The organism is Mycobacterium sp. ABE4_509, from assembly GCF_056160785.1.
Window position 1 is genome coordinate 12,618 of the sequence record NZ_JBSWXU010000030.1, and the last position, 18,733, is coordinate 31,350.

Annotated in this window: 19 protein-coding genes; 11 read left to right on the forward strand and 8 right to left on the reverse strand. The window is 69.4% G+C overall.

Annotated elements, in window-relative coordinates:
- Positions 1 to 31 precede the first annotated feature (31 nt).
- The 6 genes from ACXAID_RS09275 (at position 32) to mmsB (ending at position 6,249) form a co-directional block, all read left to right on the forward strand.
- Complete coding sequence (locus tag ACXAID_RS09275; protein ID WP_475021910.1) at positions 32 to 889, forward strand: LLM class F420-dependent oxidoreductase; 858 nt, start codon at positions 32 to 34, stop codon at positions 887 to 889.
- A 27-nt stretch (positions 890 to 916) separates the two neighbouring features.
- A complete protein-coding gene (gene rfbB / locus ACXAID_RS09280) occupies positions 917 to 1,909 on the forward strand; it encodes a dTDP-glucose 4,6-dehydratase (RefSeq protein WP_475021911.1) in 993 nt (330 codons plus the stop codon).
- Positions 1,906 to 2,514 carry a dTDP-4-dehydrorhamnose 3,5-epimerase gene (gene rfbC / locus ACXAID_RS09285; protein WP_475021912.1) on the forward strand — a complete coding sequence of 203 codons (609 nt, stop codon included), beginning with the start codon at positions 1,906 to 1,908 and terminating at the stop codon, positions 2,512 to 2,514. The genes rfbB and rfbC overlap by 4 nt, the downstream gene beginning before the upstream one ends.
- 93 nt (positions 2,515 to 2,607) lie before the next feature.
- The gene (locus tag ACXAID_RS09290; RefSeq protein ID WP_475021913.1) at positions 2,608 to 4,128 is read left to right on the forward strand and encodes a CoA-acylating methylmalonate-semialdehyde dehydrogenase; all 1,521 of its coding nucleotides are present in this window, start codon (positions 2,608 to 2,610) and stop codon (positions 4,126 to 4,128) included.
- 41 nt (positions 4,129 to 4,169) lie between these two features.
- Positions 4,170 to 5,333: an acyl-CoA dehydrogenase family protein gene (locus ACXAID_RS09295; protein ID WP_475021914.1), complete on the forward strand. Its 1,164-nt coding sequence runs from the start codon at positions 4,170 to 4,172 to the stop codon at positions 5,331 to 5,333.
- A gap of 46 nt (positions 5,334 to 5,379) precedes the next feature.
- Positions 5,380 to 6,249, forward strand: coding sequence for a 3-hydroxyisobutyrate dehydrogenase (mmsB, locus tag ACXAID_RS09300; protein WP_475021915.1), 870 nt, complete (start codon positions 5,380 to 5,382; stop codon positions 6,247 to 6,249).
- Between the two features lie 23 nt (positions 6,250 to 6,272).
- On the opposite strand, the gene ACXAID_RS09305 is transcribed toward mmsB, so the two are convergent.
- Positions 6,273 to 7,025, reverse strand: coding sequence for an HAD family hydrolase (locus ACXAID_RS09305; RefSeq protein WP_475021916.1), 753 nt, complete (start codon positions 7,023 to 7,025; stop codon positions 6,273 to 6,275).
- Positions 7,026 to 7,130: 105 nt separating this feature from the next.
- Between ACXAID_RS09305 and ACXAID_RS09310 the strand changes: the two genes are divergently transcribed.
- Together ACXAID_RS09310 and ACXAID_RS09315 are read left to right on the forward strand one after the other, a co-directional pair.
- Entirely contained in the window at positions 7,131 to 7,793 is a 663-nt protein-coding gene (locus tag ACXAID_RS09310) for a response regulator (RefSeq protein ID WP_475021917.1), read from the forward strand.
- Positions 7,790 to 9,019 carry a GAF domain-containing sensor histidine kinase gene (locus tag ACXAID_RS09315; RefSeq protein ID WP_475021918.1) on the forward strand — a complete coding sequence of 410 codons (1,230 nt, stop codon included), beginning with the start codon at positions 7,790 to 7,792 and terminating at the stop codon, positions 9,017 to 9,019. Before ACXAID_RS09310 ends, ACXAID_RS09315 begins: the two co-directional genes overlap by 4 nt.
- 4 nt (positions 9,020 to 9,023) lie before the next feature.
- Here ACXAID_RS09315 and ACXAID_RS09320 read toward each other — a convergent pair whose 3' ends face one another.
- From ACXAID_RS09320 to secY, 4 genes are read right to left on the reverse strand one after another with little or no spacing between them, the layout of a single operon-like run.
- Positions 9,024 to 9,542 carry a MarR family winged helix-turn-helix transcriptional regulator gene (locus ACXAID_RS09320; protein ID WP_475021919.1) on the reverse strand — a complete coding sequence of 173 codons (519 nt, stop codon included), beginning with the start codon at positions 9,540 to 9,542 and terminating at the stop codon, positions 9,024 to 9,026.
- Between the two features lie 5 nt (positions 9,543 to 9,547).
- Positions 9,548 to 10,351 carry a type I methionyl aminopeptidase gene (map, locus tag ACXAID_RS09325; RefSeq protein ID WP_475021920.1) on the reverse strand — a complete coding sequence of 268 codons (804 nt, stop codon included), beginning with the start codon at positions 10,349 to 10,351 and terminating at the stop codon, positions 9,548 to 9,550.
- A gap of 6 nt (positions 10,352 to 10,357) precedes the next feature.
- Entirely contained in the window at positions 10,358 to 10,903 is a 546-nt protein-coding gene (locus ACXAID_RS09330) for an adenylate kinase (RefSeq protein ID WP_475021921.1), read from the reverse strand.
- Complete coding sequence (gene secY, locus ACXAID_RS09335; protein ID WP_475021922.1) at positions 10,900 to 12,237, reverse strand: preprotein translocase subunit SecY; 1,338 nt, start codon at positions 12,235 to 12,237, stop codon at positions 10,900 to 10,902. The genes ACXAID_RS09330 and secY overlap by 4 nt, the downstream gene beginning before the upstream one ends.
- A gap of 262 nt (positions 12,238 to 12,499) precedes the next feature.
- Between secY and ACXAID_RS09340 the strand changes: the two genes are divergently transcribed.
- The 3 genes from ACXAID_RS09340 to ACXAID_RS09350 are packed head-to-tail and all read left to right on the forward strand — an operon-like array spanning position 12,500 to position 15,248.
- A complete protein-coding gene (locus ACXAID_RS09340) occupies positions 12,500 to 13,423 on the forward strand; it encodes an SAM-dependent methyltransferase (protein ID WP_475021923.1) in 924 nt (307 codons plus the stop codon).
- On the forward strand, positions 13,420 to 14,331 hold the full coding sequence (locus tag ACXAID_RS09345) for a class I SAM-dependent methyltransferase (protein WP_421459139.1): 912 nt from the start codon (positions 13,420 to 13,422) through the stop codon (positions 14,329 to 14,331). The genes ACXAID_RS09340 and ACXAID_RS09345 overlap by 4 nt, the downstream gene beginning before the upstream one ends.
- Positions 14,331 to 15,248 (forward strand): class I SAM-dependent methyltransferase, encoded by a 918-nt coding sequence (locus ACXAID_RS09350; RefSeq protein ID WP_475021924.1) that lies wholly within the window; start codon positions 14,331 to 14,333, stop codon positions 15,246 to 15,248. The genes ACXAID_RS09345 and ACXAID_RS09350 overlap by 1 nt, the downstream gene beginning before the upstream one ends.
- On the opposite strand, the gene ACXAID_RS09355 is transcribed toward ACXAID_RS09350, so the two are convergent.
- The 3 genes from ACXAID_RS09355 to ACXAID_RS09365 are packed head-to-tail and all read right to left on the reverse strand — an operon-like array spanning position 15,245 to position 18,731.
- The gene (locus tag ACXAID_RS09355) at positions 15,245 to 16,657 is read right to left on the reverse strand and encodes an amidase (protein ID WP_475021925.1); all 1,413 of its coding nucleotides are present in this window, start codon (positions 16,655 to 16,657) and stop codon (positions 15,245 to 15,247) included. The two genes, ACXAID_RS09350 and ACXAID_RS09355, sit on opposite strands and share 4 nt — an antisense overlap.
- Complete coding sequence (locus tag ACXAID_RS09360) at positions 16,654 to 17,763, reverse strand: pyridoxal phosphate-dependent aminotransferase (protein WP_475021926.1); 1,110 nt, start codon at positions 17,761 to 17,763, stop codon at positions 16,654 to 16,656. Before ACXAID_RS09360 ends, ACXAID_RS09355 begins: the two co-directional genes overlap by 4 nt.
- A complete protein-coding gene (locus ACXAID_RS09365; RefSeq protein WP_475021942.1) occupies positions 17,763 to 18,731 on the reverse strand; it encodes a 2,5-dihydroxypyridine 5,6-dioxygenase NicX family protein in 969 nt (322 codons plus the stop codon). The genes ACXAID_RS09360 and ACXAID_RS09365 overlap by 1 nt, the downstream gene beginning before the upstream one ends.
- Positions 18,732 to 18,733: the final 2 nt, after the last annotated feature.

The following is an 18,733-nucleotide window of genomic DNA, read 5'->3' on the forward strand; positions in this document are numbered from 1 at the left end:
CTGACGCCGCCCCCGACCGGAAGGAACCGCAGTGACGACACCCGAGAGCGTCTCCCTCAAGCCCGCGCTCGGACGCTTCGGGGTGTGGACCGGCGGGCCGGTCACCCCGGAGCAGGCGGTGGACATCGAGAAGCTGGGATACGGCACCGTGTGGGTGGGCGCCTCCCCGGCCGCCGACCTGGCCTTCGTCGAGCCGATTCTGGAGAAGACCGAGAACCTGCAGGTCGCCACCGGCATCGTCAACATCTGGACCGCCGACGCCCGCGAGGTGGCCGAGTCCTATCACCGCATCGAAGGCGCCTACCCGGGCAGGTTCCTGCTCGGGGTGGGCGTAGGGCACCCCGAGCACACCCAGCAGTACCGCAAGCCCTACGAGGCGCTGGTCAGCTATCTCGATGCGCTCGACGCGGCCACCGTGCCGACCAGCCGCCGGGTGGTCGCCGCGCTGGGCCCCAAGGTTCTGCACCTGGCGGCACAGCGCAGCGCGGGCGCCCACCCCTACCTGACCACCCCGGTGCACACCGGCCAGTCCCGCGAACTGCTGGGCCCCACGGTGCTGCTGGCACCCGAGCACAAGGTGGTGCTCACCGACGACCCGGCCAAGGCACGCGAGATCGGCCGCGAAACCGTCGATTTCTATCTCGGGCTGTCCAACTACGTGAACAACTGGAAGCGGCTCGGGTTCACCGAGGACGACCTGGAACATCCGGGCAGCGACCGGTTCATCGACGCGGTGGTGGCCTACGGGTCGCCCGATCGCATCGCGGCGCGCCTGACCGAGCATCTGGCGGCCGGTGCCGACCACGTCGCGATCCAGGTGCTGGGCGGGCCCAACGAGTTCCTGTCGACGCTGGAGGAGCTGGCCGGCCCGCTGGGGTTGCCGAGCTGACGCTCGGCCGCATTACGCTTTCGGGCTATGCGGTTGCTCGTCACCGGGGGCGCGGGTTTCATCGGCGCGAACTTCGTCCATGCCGTGGTCGGCGATGCGCGCGCGTCGGTGACGGTGCTGGATTCACTGACCTATGCCGGCAGCCGCGAGTCGCTGCGGCCCGTCGAGGACGACATCCGGCTGGTCGAGGGGGACATCACCGACACCGCGCTGGTGACCAGGCTGGTCGCCGAATCCGATGCGGTGGCCCATTTCGCCGCCGAGACCCACGTCGACAACGGTCTCGCCGACCCGGAACCGTTCCTGCACTCCAACGTGATCGGGACGTTCACCGTGCTCGAGGCGGTGCGCCATCACGGGGTTCGGCTGCACCACGTCTCGACCGACGAGGTCTACGGTGACCTTCCGCTCGACGGCCCGGCCCGTTTCACCGAGTCGACCCCGTACAACCCGTCGAGCCCCTACTCGTCGACCAAGGCGGCCGCCGACCTGCTGGTGCGCGCGTGGGTGCGCTCCTACGGTGTGCGCGCGACGATCTCGAACTGCTCGAACAACTACGGCCCCTACCAGCATGTCGAGAAGTTCATCCCGCGCCAGATCACCAACATCCTGACCGGGCGGCGCCCCAAGCTGTACGGGCGGGGCGCCAACGTCCGGGACTGGATCCACGTCGAGGATCACAACAGCGCCGTATGGCGCATCCTGTGCGACGGCCAGATCGGGCGCACCTACCTCATCGGCGCCGAAGGTGAGCGCGACAACCTGACGGTGATGCGCACCATCCTGCGCCTGATGGGCCACTCCCCCGACGACTTCGACTACGTCAGCGACCGGGTGGGCCACGATCTGCGCTACGCCATCGACCCGGCCGCGCTCTACGACGAGCTGGGCTGGCGCCCCGACCACACCGACTTCGAGCAGGGTCTGCGCGCCACCATCGACTGGTACCAGGCCAACGAATCGTGGTGGTCGCCGTTGAAGGAGGCGGTCGAGGCGACCTACCGGGACCGCGGCCAGTGATCGCCCGCGAGCTCGCGATTCCCGGCGCGTGGGAGATCAGCCCGCGGCTGCAAGCGGATTCGCGTGGCGTGTTCTTCGAGTGGTTCACCGAATCGGGGTTCACCGAGTTCGCCGGTCACTCGTTCAGCCTGGCGCAGGCCAACTGTTCGGTGTCGGCCCCAGGGGTGCTGCGTGGGCTGCACTTCGCCGAGCTGCCGCCCGGCCAAGCCAAGTACGTCACGTGCGTACGCGGCGCGGTGTTCGACGTCGCAGTCGACATCCGTTTGGGTTCACCGACTTTCGGCCGCTGGGATTCGGTGCTGCTCGATGACCGCAGCCGTCGCACGGTCTACCTGTCCGAAGGCCTGGCGCACGGATTCCTGGCGCTGGAGCAGGACTCGACGGTGATGTACCTGTGCTCGCAGCCCTACGCGCCGGCGTCCGAACACACCATCCTGGCCACCGATCCGGACATCGGCATCGCGTGGCCCATCGAACATCACGTGTCGCTGTCCGACCGGGATGCTGCGGCGCCCACCCTCGCCGAGATCCAGGCCGGCGGTGCGCTGCCGACCTGGGCCGACAGCCGGGCGCTGCTCGATGCGCTGCGGATGCGTCTCGGCTGAGCACCGCCGCGTCTCGTGGCGAACCGAGCCCCTTGCCATCGCCGATGCGCCATTACTAGGATATCCAAGTATCGACGCTGCGGAAGGCTGAGCATGACCACACGTATCCCCCACTTCATCGACGGCAAGCGCACCGAGCTGCAGTCCACCCGGACTGCCGAGGTGCTGAACCCCAGCACCGGACAGGTTCAGTCCGAGGTCGTACTCGCCAGCGCCGCGGACGTCGACACCGCGGTGGCCTCGGCCGCTGCGGCGCAGCGGGAATGGGCCGCCTGGAACCCGCAACGCCGCGCACGCGTGATGATGAAGTTCATCGAACTCGTCAACGCCAACGTAGAAGAGCTGGCCGAACTGCTCAGTCTCGAGCACGGCAAGACGATCCCCGACTCCAAGGGCGACATCCAGCGCGGGATCGAGGTCATCGAGTTCGCCATCGGCATCCCCCACCTGCTCAAAGGTGAGTACACCGAGGGCGCCGGCACCGGCATCGACGTCTACTCGCTGCGCCAGCCCCTCGGTGTGGTCGCCGGCATCACGCCGTTCAACTTCCCGGCGATGATCCCGCTGTGGAAGGCCGGCCCGGCGCTGGCGTGTGGCAACGCATTCATCCTCAAGCCCTCCGAGCGCGACCCGTCGGTGCCGATCCGGCTGGCCGAACTGTTCCTCGAGGCGGGTCTGCCCGCCGGGGTGTTCCAGGTCGTGCAGGGCGACAAGGAAGCCGTCGACGCGATCCTCACCCACCCCGACGTCCAGGCCGTCGGCTTCGTCGGCAGCTCCGACATCGCGCAGTACATCTACTCCACCGCCGCGGCCCACGGGAAGCGCTCGCAGTGCTTCGGCGGCGCCAAGAACCACATGATCGTCATGCCCGACGCCGACCTCGACCAGGCCGTCGACGCACTGATCGGCGCCGGTTACGGCAGCGCCGGCGAGCGCTGCATGGCCATCAGCGTGGCGGTGCCGGTGGGCAAGGAAACTGCGGACCGGCTGCGCAACAGGCTGGTCGAACGGATCAACCAGTTGCGGGTCGGGCACAGCCTGGACCCCAAGGCCGACTACGGCCCGCTGGTCACCGGCGCGGCCCTGGAACGGGTGCGCAACTACATCGGCCAGGGCGTCGATGCCGGCGCGGACCTGGTGGTCGACGGCCGCGAGCGGGCCTCCGACGAGATGACGTTCGACGACGCCGACCTGTCGGGCGGCCACTTCATCGGACCGACCCTGTTCGACAATGTCACCACCGACATGTCGATCTACACCGACGAGATCTTCGGGCCGGTGCTGTGCATCGTCCGGGCCGAGACCTACGAAGAGGCCCTCGCACTGCCTTCTGAGCACGAGTACGGCAACGGGGTGGCCCTGTTCACCCGCGACGGCGACGCCGCTCGCGACTTCGTCTCGCGCGTGCAGGTCGGCATGGTCGGTGTCAACGTGCCCATCCCGGTGCCGGTGGCCTACCACACCTTCGGCGGCTGGAAGCGGTCCGGATTCGGCGACCTCAACCAGCACGGCCCCGCGTCGATCCAGTTCTACACCAAGGTCAAGACCGTGACCTCGCGCTGGCCCTCGGGCATCAAGGACGGGGCCGAGTTCGTCATCCCCACCATGAAATAGGGGCCGGACGGACTACTCGAGCTGATGGACTACGCACGCTGATGGACTACCACGGCCTCGATGACGACGAACGCGTGATCGCCGAGACGGCGGCCGCGTTCGCCGACAAGCGGTTGGCTCCGCACGCGCTGGAATGGGATGAGACGCATCACTTTCCCACCGACGCGCTGCGCGAGGCGGCCGAACTGGGAATGGCGGCGATCTACTGCCATGAGGATGTCGGTGGCAGCGGGCTGCGCCGCATCGACGCGGTGCGGATCTTCGAGAAACTCGCCACCGCCGACCCCACGGTGGCCGCGTTCCTGTCCATCCACAACATGTGCGCTTGGATGGTCGATTCGTTCGGCACGCCCGAGCAGCGCAAGAGCTGGGTGCCCCGGCTGGCCTCGATGGACGCGATCGCCAGCTACTGCCTGACCGAGCCGGGCGCCGGGTCGGACGCCGGAGCGTTGCGCACCAAGGCCGTCCGCTCCGGCGACGACTACATCCTCGACGGCGTGAAGCAGTTCATCTCCGGTGCGGGTTCCTCGGACGTCTACCTCGTCATGGCCCGCACCGGAAGTGAAGGGCCACGCGGCATCTCGGCGTTTCTCGTCGAGAAGGGAACTCCGGGGCTCAGTTTCGGCACCGACGAGCAGAAGATGGGCTGGAACGCCCAGCCCACCAAGCAGGTGATCCTGGAGGGCGCCCGGGTACCCGCCGAGGCGATGCTGGGCGGCTCCGACGGGGAGGGCGCCGGCTTCGGCATCGCGATGAACGGCCTCAACGGCGGGCGGATCAACATCGCCGCCTGCTCGCTGGGCGGCGCCCAGGCGGCGTATCGGAAGGCCGCCTCCTACCTGGCCGACCGCCACGCCTTCGGCGGCCCGTTGCTTGACGAACCGACCGTGCGGTTCACGCTGGCCGACATGGCGACGGCCCTGGAGACCTCGCGGATGATGCTGTGGCGGGCCGCCCGCGCACTCGACGACGGCCACCCCGACAAGGTCGAGTTGTGCGCGATGGCCAAGCTCTACGTCACCGACGCCTGCTTCGAGGTCGCCGACCAGGCGCTGCAGTTGCACGGCGGCTACGGCTACCTGCGGGAGTACGGGCTGGAGAAGATCGTTCGGGATCTGCGGGTGCACCGCATCCTGGAGGGGACCAACGAAATCATGCGGGTGGTCATCGGGCGCGCAGGCGCCGCCCGGGCACGCGCGTCATGAGAAAGGTCCGCCAATCGGGCGAGCGAAGCGACGGGAGAAGTAGAAGATGACGATCGCATTCCTGGGACTGGGCAACATGGGCGGCCCGATGGCGGCGAACCTGGTCGCGGCCGGGCACACCGTGCACGGGTTCGACCTGGTCGAGGCGCTGCGGGAGGCTGCGGCCGGCAAGGGCGCCACGGTCTTCGACACCGGCGCGGCCGCGGTCGCCGACGCAGACGTGGTGATCACCTCGCTGCCCAACGGCGAGATAGTCAAGAGTGTGTACGCCGAGGTGCTGCCCGCGGCGAAGCCCGGTGCGCTGCTGATCGACACCTCGACGATCTCCGTCGACGACGCCCGCGCCATCAACGCCCAGGCCGGCGAGCGCGGGCTGGCCCAGATCGACGCACCGGTCTCCGGCGGCATCAAGGGCGCCACCGCGGGCACGCTGGCCTTCATGGTCGGCGGTTCCGACGACGCGTTCGCCGCCGCCAAGCCGGTGCTGGAGCCGATGGCGGGCAAGATGATCCACTGCGGCGCCTCGGGTGCGGGTCAGGCCGCCAAACTGTGCAACAACATGGTGCTGGCCGTCCAGCAGATCGCCATCGGGGAGGCGTTCGTACTGGCCGACAAGCTCGGCCTGCCTGCGCAGTCGCTGTTCGACGTCATCACCGGGGCGACCGGCAACTGCTGGGCGGTGCACACGAACTGTCCGGTACCCGGCCCCGTCCCGACCTCACCGGCCAACAACGAATTCAAACCCGGGTTCGCCACCGCGCTGATGAACAAGGACCTGGGCCTGGCCATGGCCGCGGTGGCGTCGGCGGGATCCTCGGCGCCACTCGGTACGCACGCCGCCGAGATCTACGCCGAATTCGCCCGGGAGCACGGCGACAAGGACTTCAGCGCGATCATCGAGACGCTGCGCGGCTGACGGCGCAGCGCCCGGCGCGCCGATCAGGCGGCCGACGGGCGGCGCGAATCCTGCCACCTGTCGTGCGCGCGCTGGCAGTCGGCCACCCTCTTCGGCGCGCCGACGGTGTCGTCGGAGTCGATCAGCACGGTGGCCATCCCCGCCACGGTGGCGAGGCGCTGATTCGCCGGCGACCCGGCGAACGCCAGCGAATCGGCTGCCGAAGCACCGAGTTCGGCGAGCGCCGCGCGGTACAGGTCCTCGGCCGGTGCGTCGTCGGTGGTCACGATGGCGCCGACGACGCCGTCACCGACGAGCTGGCGCACCAGCGGCTCGACCCAGGCGTGATTGCCGGTGCTGACGATCCCGATGCCGATGCCCGCGCCGAACGCCTCGGCGATCAGCTCGACCAGCCCGGCTCGGGGGGCGATGTCGGCGTCGAGGATCGTCTCGGCCAGGATCATCTCCTTGGTCGCGCAGATCTCGTCGACGAGCAGCTCGGCCAGCACGTCACACTCGGTGCTCACCCCGCGCTTGCGAAGTTCGGCGGCCACCCGGCGCCGTTCGTCGCTGAGCGCCATCAGCTGCCGGTACCGCGCCTCCGACCAGGTGAACCCGAGGTTGAGCTCGGTGAAGGCGGCGTTGAAGGCCGGGCGGTGCCCGGCGTTCTCGATGTCGGCGAGCGCGTCGAGGTCGAAGATCAGCGCACGCAACGGCTGCACTCTGGTTTCGCTGGGCTGGGGCCAATCCCACCAGAATCGACCGGCTCGCCAAGCTCTCTGAGGTGTGGGCTGCACGATGTCATCGTGGCGCAGATCACATCGTCGACACCTCCCCCATGTGGGGGATTCGGCGCGCCAAGTTGCCCTCCAATAGGCTATACCCCCGCATAAGCTGGGGTCATGGGTTCAGCCCCACCGGTGCGGATCGTCCTGGTAGACGACCATGAAATGGTCATCGAGGGGCTCAAGGCGATGCTGGCGTCCTTCGACAGCCGGGTGACGGTGGTGGGCCAGGCGGTCGGTGCCGACCGGGTGGTCAGTGTGGTCAGCGACCTCGATCCCGACATCGTGCTCTGCGACGTCCGGATGCAGGGATCCAGCGGCCTGGACGTGTGCCAGCAACTCCGGGAACGCGATCCGCAGCGCAAGGTGGTGATGCTGTCGGTCTACGACGACGAGCAGTACCTGTTCCAGGCGCTGCGGGTGGGCGCCGCCGGCTATCTGCTCAAGAGCATCAGCAGCGAGGAGCTGGTACGCCAGCTGGAGTTCGTGCACAGCGGTGAGACCGCGATCGACCCGGGGATGGCGGCCCGGGCGGTCGACACAGCGGCCCGCATCCAGCGCGCCGAGTTCTGGCCCGGCGCCCGCCAGGGCCTGACACAGCGGGAGAGCGAGATCCTGGCCCTGGTGGTCAACGGGCTGTCCAACCGGGCCATCGCCGCCAAGCTGGTGATCGGTGACGAGACCGTCAAGACACACCTGAGCTCGATCTACCGCAAGCTCGGCGTCAGCGACCGCACCGGCGCCGTGGCCACCGCGCTGCGAGAGGGCATCTACCAGTGAAACCCCGTCCGCTGCTGGCCGCCGACCGCGAGTTGGCCCTGCTGCGGGCGCTGATCCAGGCGGCCTCCAGCGGTCCGGGGGTGGAGCCGCTGGCCGCGGCGGCCGCCCGGATGATCACCGCGGCCACCGACAGCGACGTGTGTTTCGTGCATGTCCTCGACGACACCGAACGATCGCTGACGCTGGCCGGCGCGACGCCCCCGTTCGACGCCGAGGTCGGCAAGATCAGGTTGCCGCTCGGCCAGGGCATCTCGGGGTGGGTGGCCAGTCACCGCGAGCCAGTGGTCATCCGCAACGACAAGGAGTCCGATCCGCGCTACCTTCCGTTCCAGTCCCTGCGCGGCCGCGACTTCACCTCGATGGTGTCGGTGCCGATGGAGACCGATCCCGGCGGACTGGTCGGGGTGCTTAACGTGCACACCGTGGCCCAGCGCGAATTCGGCGACCGGGACGTCGAGCTGCTGCTGGTCATCGGCCGGCTCATCGCCGGCGCGATGCACCAGGCCCGGCTGCACCGCCAGCTGGTGGCCCGCGAACGCGCGCACGAGAACTTCGTGGAACAGGTCATCGAAGCCCAGGAACTCGAGCGGCGCCGGCTGGCCGGCGACATCCACGACGGCATCTCCCAGCGGCTGGTCACGCTGGCCTACCGGCTCGACGCCGCGGCGCAGGCCGCGAAGTCTGCGATGTCCCAGGATTCCGGGACCGACCGTTCGGGGCTGACCGAGCAGCTCGACCGGGCACGCGAGCTGGCCGAGCTGACCCTGCAGGAGGCCAGAGCCGCGATCAGCGGCCTGCGCCCCCCGGTGCTCGACGATCTCGGGCTGTCCGGCGGGTTGGCCAGTCTGGCGCGCTCCATTCCGCAGGTTTCGGTGGACACCGACCTCGCCGACATCCGGCTGGCCGACCACATCGAGCTGGCGCTCTACCGCATCGCCCAGGAGTGCCTGCAGAACGTCGTCAAGCACGCCCGGGCCAGCGGCGCGCGGCTGACGTTCGCGGTGGAGTCCGGCGAACACGGCGAGGTCGCCAGGCTGGAGATCGTCGACGACGGCGTCGGTTTCGACACCCTGGAGCATCCGCTCGGCGGCGACGAGATGGGTGGATACGGATTGCTGTCGATGGCGGAGCGCGCCGAGATCGTCGGCGGCCGGCTCAACATCCGGTCGCGGCCGGGCTCAGGCACCGCGGTCACCGCGCTGATCCCGGTGCCCGCGCCCCAGTGAGCAATCAGAAGTCGCCGGCGCTGTGGCGCAGCGTCTGGATCGACGCCGCCAGCGCGCGCAGCTCGTCGTCGGACATCCCGATGTCGGCGAACACGTCGTCGTTGAGCGTCACGGTCGCATCCTCGACCGTCGACCGGCCCAGGTCGGTGATCCCGACCAGCGTGGTCCGCCCGTCGGTCGGGTGCGGGATCCGCTCGACCAGGCCGTCGGATTCCAGCCGCCGGATCGCGTGGGTGACGCTGGTGACGTGCACCTGCAGCCGGTCGGAGGCCTTGGTGATCGGAAGCGCCCCGCTGCGGCTGAACGCCAGCAGCCGAAGCAGCTCGTAGCGCGAGAAACTCAGATCGTAGGGGCGCAGCGCGGTCTCGACCCGGGCCAGCAGGATCTGGTGGGCGCGCATCACCGAGGTGACGGCCACCATGCCGTCGGCGACTCCGCCCCACCCGCTGCGTTCCCAGTTGGTGCGTGCGACCGCGATCGGGTCGGGCTTGTCGGGCTTGTCCGCGGCAGGCTGGGAGGGCACGCGAATCAGGCGGCGAGCGTCAGGATGCGGGGGCCGTCGTCGGTGACGGCCACGGTGTGCTCCCAGTGCGCCGCACGTGACCCGTCGGCGGTCACCACCGTCCAGCCGTCGTCGAGCACCACCGTCTTGGTCGTCCCGAGGGTGAGCATCGGTTCGATGGCCAGCACCGAGCCCGCAGCCAGGTGCGGTCCCCGTCCGGGTGCGCCCTCGTTGGGCAGGAACGGGTCCATGTGCATCTGACGCCCGATCCCGTGGCCGCCGTAGCCGGCGACGATCCCGAAGCTGCGGTCGTAGCGCGCCTCGGCGTCCCGGGTGCCGAGCTCGATGGCGTGTGAGACGTCGGTGAGCCGGTTTCCCGGCATCATGGCCGCGATGCCGGCCTCCATGGATTCGCGCGTCGCCCGCGACAGGTTCTCGTCCACGTCGATGAGCGCACCGACGCCGAAGGTGAACGCCGAGTCGCCGTGCCAGCCGTCGAGGATGGCGCCGCAGTCGACGGACACCAGGTCCCCGGCCGCCAGCTTCTCCGTCGCCGACGGGATGCCGTGCACGACGCGGTCGTTCACCGAGGAACAGATGCTGGCCGGGAAGCCGTGGTAGCCGAGGAACGAGGGCACCCCGCCGCCGTCCCGGATGACCGACTCGGCGACCTGGTCGAGTTCGAACGTGGACACCCCGGGCGCTGCGGCCCGGTGCACCGCGGCGAGCGCCGCCGCGACGAGCGCTCCGGCGGCGGCCATCGCGTCCAGCTCCCCGGCGCTGCGCTGGGGCACGATCTTACGGCCACGCAGGCCGGGCAGAGAGACCATTTGGTGTCAGCGGCCGAGCGCCTTGAGCGCCCGGGCGAACACCTCGTCGAGCTCGCCGACGGCGTCGACGGTCACCAGGCTGTCGCTGTAGTAGTCCAGCAGCGGCGCGGTCTCGTCCCGGTAGACCTTGAACCGGTTGCGGATGACGTCCTCGGTGTCGTCGGCACGGCCGCGTCCCTTCAGTCGGGTGACGAGCTCCTCTTCGGGCACCCGGAACTCGAGCACCGCGTCGAGCGACAGGCTGCGCTTCTTCAGCATCTCGTCGAGCGCCTTGGCCTGCTCCACCGAGCGGGGGAAGCCGTCCAGGATGAACCCGCCGGCCGCGTCGTCGTCGTCGAGCCGGTCGTCGACCAGCGCATTGGTCAGCGTCGCGGGCACCAGGTCGCCGGCGTCGAGGTACTTCTTGGCCTCCAGGCCCAGCTCGGTGCCGTTGCTGATGTTGTAGCGGAACAGGTCACCGGTGGAGATCTGGGGGATCTCGAGCTTGTCCGCCAGCTTCTCGGCCTGGGTGCCTTTGCCCGCCCCCGGCGGTCCCAACAACACGATTCTCACTTGAGGAACCCTTCATAGTTGCGCTGCATGAGCTGGCTTTCGATTTGCTTCACCGTGTCCAGACCAACGCCGATCATGATCAGCACCGCGGTGCCGCCGAACGGCAGGTTCTGTACCGAACCGGTGTTGCCGACCTGGAGGAACAAGTTCGGTAGGACCGCGATGCTACCCAGGTAGATCGACCCCGGCAGGGTGATCCTGGAGAGCACGAACCGCAGGTAGTCCGCGGTCGGTTTGCCAGGCCGGATGCCCGGGATGAATCCGCCGTACTTCTTCATCTCGTCGGCACGCTCGTCGGGGTTGAACGTGATCGAGACGTAGAAGTAGGTGAAGAACACGATCAGGCCGAAGTAGAAGGCGATGTACACCGGGTCGGCGGGGTTGGTGAGGTAGTCCGCCACGAAGGACTGCCACCAGCCGGTGCTCGGGCTGTCGCTGGCGCTGGTGACCAGCTGGGTGATCAGGTGCGGAATGTAGATCAGCGACGACGCGAAGATGACCGGGATGACGCCGGCCTGGTTGACCTTCAGCGGCAGGTAGGTCGAGGTGCCGCCGTACATGCGCCGGCCGACCATGCGCTTGGCGTACTGGACCGGGATGCGGCGTTGGCCCTGCTCGACGAACACGACGCCGACGATGATGATGAACGTCGCGATGCACACCAGGGTGAAGACCATGCCGCCACGGCTGTCCAGGATGGACTTGCCCTCGCCGGGGATGGCGGCGGCGATGCTGGCGAAGATCATCAGCGACATGCCGTTGCCGACTCCGCGCTCGGTCACCAGCTCGCCCATCCACATCACCAGCGCCGCGCCTGCGGTCATCACGATGACCATGGTGGCCAGGGTGACGAAGTTCAGGCCCTGGCTCTGGCCCTGGATGATGTCCAGCGAGCAGCCCTGCAGCAGGCCGCCGTTGGCCGCCAGCGCGACGACGCTGGTGGCCTGCAGCAGCGCCAGGGCGATGGTCAGGTACCGGGTGTACTGGGTGAGTTTGGCCTGTCCCGCCTGACCCTCTTTGCGCAGCTGCTCGAAGCGCGGGATCACCACGCCCAGCAGCTGCACGATGATGCTCGCGGTGATGTAGGGCATGACGCCCACCGCGAACACCGACAGCTGCAGCAGGGCGCCGCCGGAGAACAGGTTGATCAGCGAATAGATCTGCCCGGACTCGCCGCCGGTGGCCTGGGTGATGCACTGCTGGACGTTGGGGTAGTTCACCCCGGGCGACGGAATCGAGGCGCCGACCCGATAGAGGAGAACGATGCCCAGCGTGAACAGGATCTTTCGCCTCAGGTCGACCGTTCGCAGTGATGAGATGAAAGCCGAGAGCACTCTTTCCTCCTGCACGGCCGAGTAACGATCGCGGCGTGCTCTGTGGCTGGCGTGACCAGCGTCGTGGTTAAGTCGTGTGCGCGACGGGACCGGCAGGTATATGGCCTGCGCAGGTCACGCGTTCAAACAGTCTACGAGACTAACAGTTGCATCTCCGTTGGCCCGAATCCGATCCCTATTCGACGGGTACAGTTGTGGCAGGTCATTAAGCCACCTAACTAACAGGTGGCCGGGACCGCACCGCAAACACAAGGACACACAGATGCCACGAACCGAGAACGACACCTGGGACCTCGCCTCCAGCGTCGGCGCGACCGCCACGATGGTCGCCGCCGCACGGGCGGTGGCCAGCCGCGCCGACACACCGGTCATCGACGATCCGTTCGCGGCCCCACTGGTGCGCGCGGTCGGTCACGATTTCTTCACCCGGCTGGCCTCCGGCGAGCTGAGCGCGGCCGAACTGGACGGTGAGGACGGCGCCAATCCGGTGGGCATGAGGCGGTTCGCCGACGGCATGGCCGCGCGCACCCGGTTCTTCGACGACTTCTTCGCCGACGCGATCGCCGCGGGCGTCCGGCAGGCCGTCATCCTGGCCTCCGGTCTCGACGCCCGCGCCTACCGGCTGCGCTGGCCGGCGGACATGGTGGTCTACGAGGTCGACCAACCCGAGGTGATCGAGTTCAAGGCGACGACGCTGGCAGGTCTCGGCGCCGAGCCGACGACCACGCTGCGCACCGTCGGCATCGACCTGCGCCAGGACTGGCCCGCCGCGCTGGCCGCCGCCGGCTTCGACGCGTCCGCTCCGACGGCATGGATCGCCGAGGGCCTGCTGGGCTATCTGCCGCCGGACGGGCAGGACCGGCTGCTCGACCAGATCAGCGAGCTCAGCTCCCCCGGCAGCCGGCTGGCCGCCGAAGGCGTTCCGGGCAACCAGGACGTCGACGAGGAGCAGGTGCGCGAGCGGATGAAGGAGTCCACCGAGCGCTGGCGCGGCCAGGGCTTCGACCTCGATTTCTCCGAACTGGTGTTCCTCGGTGAGCGCGCCGACGTACCCGACTTCCTCAGGGCTCGGGGGTGGGTCGTCGCCGCGACGCCGACCAACGATCTGCTGCGCCGCTACGGGTTGGCCCCGCTGGACGACGACGAGGGATTCGCCGACGTCCGCTATGTCTCGGCGAGCAGATGACGGTGCGCACCGACGGTGACAGCTGGGACCTGGCCTCCAGCGTGGGTGCCACGGCGACGTCGGTGGCCGCGTCCCGGGCGCTGGCCAGCCGCCAGCCCGACCCCTTGATCGACGACCCCTACGCGGCCACGCTGGTCAAGGCGGTGGGGCTGCCCCACTTCGTCAGGATGGCCGACGGTCAGCTCGCCACCGACGCCGACCCGCTGTTCACCACCCGGCAGATGTGCGAGCACGTCGCGGTGCGGACCCGGTTCTACGACGACCTGTTCGCCGGCGCGGTCGCCGCCGGGGTGCGCCAGGCGGTGATCCTGGCCTCCGGTCTGGACACCCGCGCCCACCGGCTGAGCTGGCCGGCCGGCACCGTGTTGTTCGAGATCGACCAGCCCGACGTCATCGAGTTCAAGACGCGCGTCCTCACCGAGGCCGGCGCGGCGCCGGCCGCCGAGCTCAGGACCGTCGGTGTCGATCTGCGCGACGACTGGGCGCAGGCTCTGCTCGACGGCGGCTTCGACCCGGCCCGGCCGACCGCGTGGATCGCCGAGGGCCTGCTCATCTATCTGCCCGCCGAGGCGCAGGACCGGCTGCTGGACGGCATCACCGCACTGTCGGCCCCGGGCAGCCGGCTGGCCACCGAGCACATGGATCCCAAGGCGCTGACCGGCGACTGGGCCAAGGCCATGACCGAGCGGGGCCGCCGCCACGGCAGCGACATCGACCTGGAAGCTCTGTTCTACACCGGTGCGCGTAACTCCGCGGCCGACCATCTGCGTGCGCGAGGATGGTCGGTGACCGTGCAGCCGAACGTGGCTGCCTACACCGCCCACGGGTTCGACCCGCCCGCCGATGAGCTGCTCGCGATGACCGGAGACTCCGGCTGGTTGACCGCCCGGCTCGGACAGGAGCACTGATGGCACGCACCGACGACGACACGTGGGACCTGGCTTCCAGCGTGGGGGCGACCGCCACCATGGTCGCGGCGGCGCGGGCACTGGCCAGCGCGGCACCGGAGCCGCTCATCGACGACCCGTTCGCCGCCCCGCTGGTGCGCGCGGTCGGCATGGACTTCTTCACCAAGATGCTCGACGGCGAACTGGACCTGTCCCAGCTGCCCGACGCCTCGCCGGAACGACTGCGGGCGATGATCGACGCGATGGCCTCGCGCACCAAGTTCTTCGACGACCGCTGCGTGGCCTCCACCGAAGCCGGGGTGCGCCAGGTGGTGATCCTGGCCTCGGGGCTGGACTCGCGGGCCTACCGGCTGCCGTGGCCGGACGGCACCGTGGTCTATGAGCTCGACCAGCCCGAGGTGATCGCGTTCAAGACCCGGACCCTGGACGCCATCGGCGCGGCACCCACATCGATCCGCCACCCCGTTGCGGTCGATCTGCGTGAGGACTGGCCGGCGGCGCTGCAGTCGGCCGGGTTCGACACCTCCTGCCCCACCGCCTGGCTCGCCGAAGGACTGCTGATCTATCTGCCGCCCCAGGCGCAGGACCGGTTGTTCGACCAGATCACCGCGCTGTCCGCGCCGGGAAGCACGGTCTCCACCGAATACGCGCCCGGGATCATGGACTTCGACGCCGAGAAAGCCCGAGCGATGTCGGCGCCGCTGCGCGAACACGGGCTTGACATCGACATGGCGTCGCTGGTCTACGCCGGCGAGCGCAGCCACGTGATGGAGTACCTGGCCGGGTCCGGCTGGCAGGTCTGCGGTGTCACCCGCGACGAGCTGTTCGCGCGGTACGGCCTGACACCACCGGCCGACCGCGACGACACCGATCCGCTCGGCGAGATCGTCTACGTGGGAGCCGAACTGGCGAGCTAGGCCACCCGCGTCGGGTTGAGTTCGGCCAGCGCGTCCTCACACACACCGGCGAAGGCCAGCACCAGCTGGTCGGCCGACCACGGCCCGACGATCTGCAGCCCCACCGGCAGCCCGCGCGCCGACAAGCCGATCGGGATCGAGATCGCTGGCTGGCCGGAGATGTTGAACGGGTAGGTGTAGGGAGTCCACGTCGCCCACGGCAGCGCCGCGTCGGCCTGACCACCGTCGGGCACCTCGGCCTCGGCGGCGAAAGCCGTCAACGGCATCGTCGGCATCACCAGCAGGTCGACCTCGTCGAACAGGCCGAACGCCCATTCGTTGAACACCCGGCGCTGTTGCATGACGGCGAAGAAGTCGGCCAGCGAGTAGTCCAGGGCGAGCTCGCTGAGCCGGGCCAGCGCCGGATCCATCAGGTCGCGGTGCTCCCGCACCACCTCGGCGAACCCCAGCCCCCGGCCGGTGACCCAGAGCGCTTCGAAGGTCTCCAACGGGGCGGCGCGGTCCAGCACCAGCTCCCGACGGTCGCCCGCACCCGCGTCGTCCAGCAGGACCAGTGCGGCCTCGAACACGTCGGCGACCTCGGCGTCAGGAGCCTGGCCGAACGGTTCACGCACCACCCCGACCCGCGGCACACCGCCGGACGGCGCCGGGATGCGGTGCGCCCCGGCCGACTGCGGATCCCGGGCATCGGGCCCCTGGGTGATCGCCAGCACCGCCGCCGCATCCTCGACGTGTCTGGTCAGCGGTCCGGCATGGGAGAGGTTCTCGTTGACGGTGCCCGGCCACACCGGGATGGCCCCCAGCGTCGGCTTCAGACCCACCGCCCCGCAGAACGATGCCGGAATCCGGATCGATCCGCCGGCGTCGGTCCCGGTGGCGATCGGCACCGCGCCGGTGGCCACGGTCGCCCCCGATCCGGCGCTCGACCCGCCGGTGTTGCGGGTGGTGTCCCACGGATTGCGGGTCACGCCGGTGCGCGGCGAGTTCCCGACCCCCTTCCAGCCGAACTCGGGTGTGGTGGTGCGCCCGATGATCACCGCACCCGCATCCTCGAGCCGCGCGATCATCGGCGACGATTCGCAGGCCGGCGCGTCGGAGGTGGTCAGTGAGCCCTTCCAGCAGGGTTGACCGGCGATGTACATGTTGTCCTTGGCGGCGATCGGAACGCCGTGAACAACGCTGCGCACCAACCCGTTGCGCACCTCGGCCTCACGTTGCGCGGCGACCTCGCGGGCTCGTTCGGGCAGCAATGCGGCGTAGGCGTTGACCCCCGGCTCCGCGGCGGCCGCGATGTCGAGCGCGCACTCGGCGAGCTGCACCGGGGAGAGTTCACCGGCTGCCACCCGGCGACCGAGCGCCACCGCGCTGGATCGGCGATAGTCGTCGGCGCTGATCTCGGCGTAACTCATCGGCTCGGCACCGCAGTCCAGGCAGCGCAGAACCGGTCGACCCAGCCGGCCGGCACCGAGGTGCTCACCTTGACGAAGCGTTCCCCGAACATCGGTGACTGATAGGTGCCGGGACGGATGAAGACCCCAGCCCGGTCGAGGATCTCGGCGCACAGCGCATCGGCGGACCAGCCCGTGTCGGTGATGTCGATGGCCAGGAAGTTGCCCTGCGAACGCGGCACCACCACCGACCCGCGGCCCGACTCGGCGACCGTCCGTTCCACCGCATCGAGGTTGCGCCGGTTGGTATCCCGCAACTGGGCCAGCCACCGGTCCCGGATCCGCAGGCCGGCGATCGCGGCGCGCTGGCCCATGATGCCCGCACCGAGCGGATTGGGCGGTACGGCCATCAGTTCGTCGAGCAGATCCGGCGCGGCGACCACCGCGCCCACCCGCAGGCCTGCCAAACCGAGCCATTTGGAGAAGCTGTAGGTGGTGAAGGTCCGCTCCGGGTACATCGGCGCGGCCAACGTGTGGGAGTCGGCGAAGTGCCGGTAGGTGGTGTCGTGGATCAGGTAGGAGTCGGTGCTGCGGGCCACCTCCACGATGTCGGCGAGTTCGGCTGCGGTGTAGGAGCCCCCGAGCGGGTTGAGCGGGTCGATCAGGTAGATCACCGAGTTGGGTTCGATGACCCGCGCGATCTGTTCGGCACTGAGCAGGGCACCGGGCTGGTCGTAGACCGCCAGCCTGGTCACGGGCACGCCGGCGACCGACACGAACCGACCCGGCCACGGCCAGCCGGGATCGCTGGTGATCATCCGGGAGACCCTCGGCGCCAACGTCGTACACACGTGATGGAGTCCGGCCACCGCACCGTCGACGACCCACGCCCGGAACCCGGGCAACGCGAGGTCCTCGACGATCAGTTCCCGGAGTTCGGCGAAGCCGGCCGGCGGGGCGTACAGCTGGAACTCGCGGCGGGCCGCGCTGTCGGCCAGCGCCTGCAGGACTTCGGGCGCGGGCGGGAGGTGGGTGGTGTTCTGGCCCATCCAGATCACGTCGTCGCGCGCGAGCAACGCCTCGAACGACGGCGGCGCGGGGCTGGTCATGGTGTCCTTTTCCGTCATCAAACGACAATCCCTTCGACGATGCGTGGCCTGCCGTCGAAATACACAGTGGCGTCGCGCATCACACAGTCCAGATGGGCCACCGCGTTGACGAGACCGCCATAGGCGATCGAGTTCCCGAACGCGACGTGCGCACTGCCGAAGACCGATTCGGTTTCCAGGGCCACACCGCACACCCGGCCGCGGGGGTTCAGCCCGATCGCCACCTCGGCGAGGTTGGTCATCTGCGGGTCGGCGCAGCGATCGATCATCTCGACCAGCCGCTGCGCCTCGTCGCCGTCGGTGCCGACCAGAGCACCGTCACGCAGGTGCAGCGCCGACTCGGCGGCACTGGGGCCCGGGCCCATGAACAGGTAGTCACCGTCGACGACGACCACTCCCGAGCTCGAAGCCTCCACCGGTGCTGTGCCGGCCTCGATGTCGGGCGGTGCCATGTAGGCGCCTCGGTCCCGGGCGATGCCGGTCAGCGGCCGACCACGGCGCCCCCGGATCGAGCCGGACAGATCGGTGCCCGCCGGCGTGGTGACCCGGTAGGTGTCGGCCTGCTCCCACATCGCCGCGACGGCGTGGGCGTCGGCGGCGATCTGGTCGAAGTCGACGTCGTAGGGACCGCCCTTGCGAAAGGTGTCGACGGTGACCCCGGGCATGGCCAGGTAGCGGGTACCCGCGTCGGTGGCTGCCCGGCGCGCCCGGCTGGAGCCGATGAACACCGAGGTCAACTCGATGGCCGCGTCGACCTCCAGCAGCGCCGCCGCGGCCTGCGGGGTCGGCTCCGAGCCGGGAACGACGTAGCGGGGCACGATCACGACCCGTGTTCGCGCACCGCGCGCGTCCAACCCGTAGGACAGCCCTGCGATGACCGCCGGGTCGCTGCCGCCGTCGATCAGCAACGCGACCGTCTCGTTGGCATCAACGCCCAGGCAGGTGTCGAGCACCCGCGACAGCGTCGATTCGGGCAGCACCTCCATCG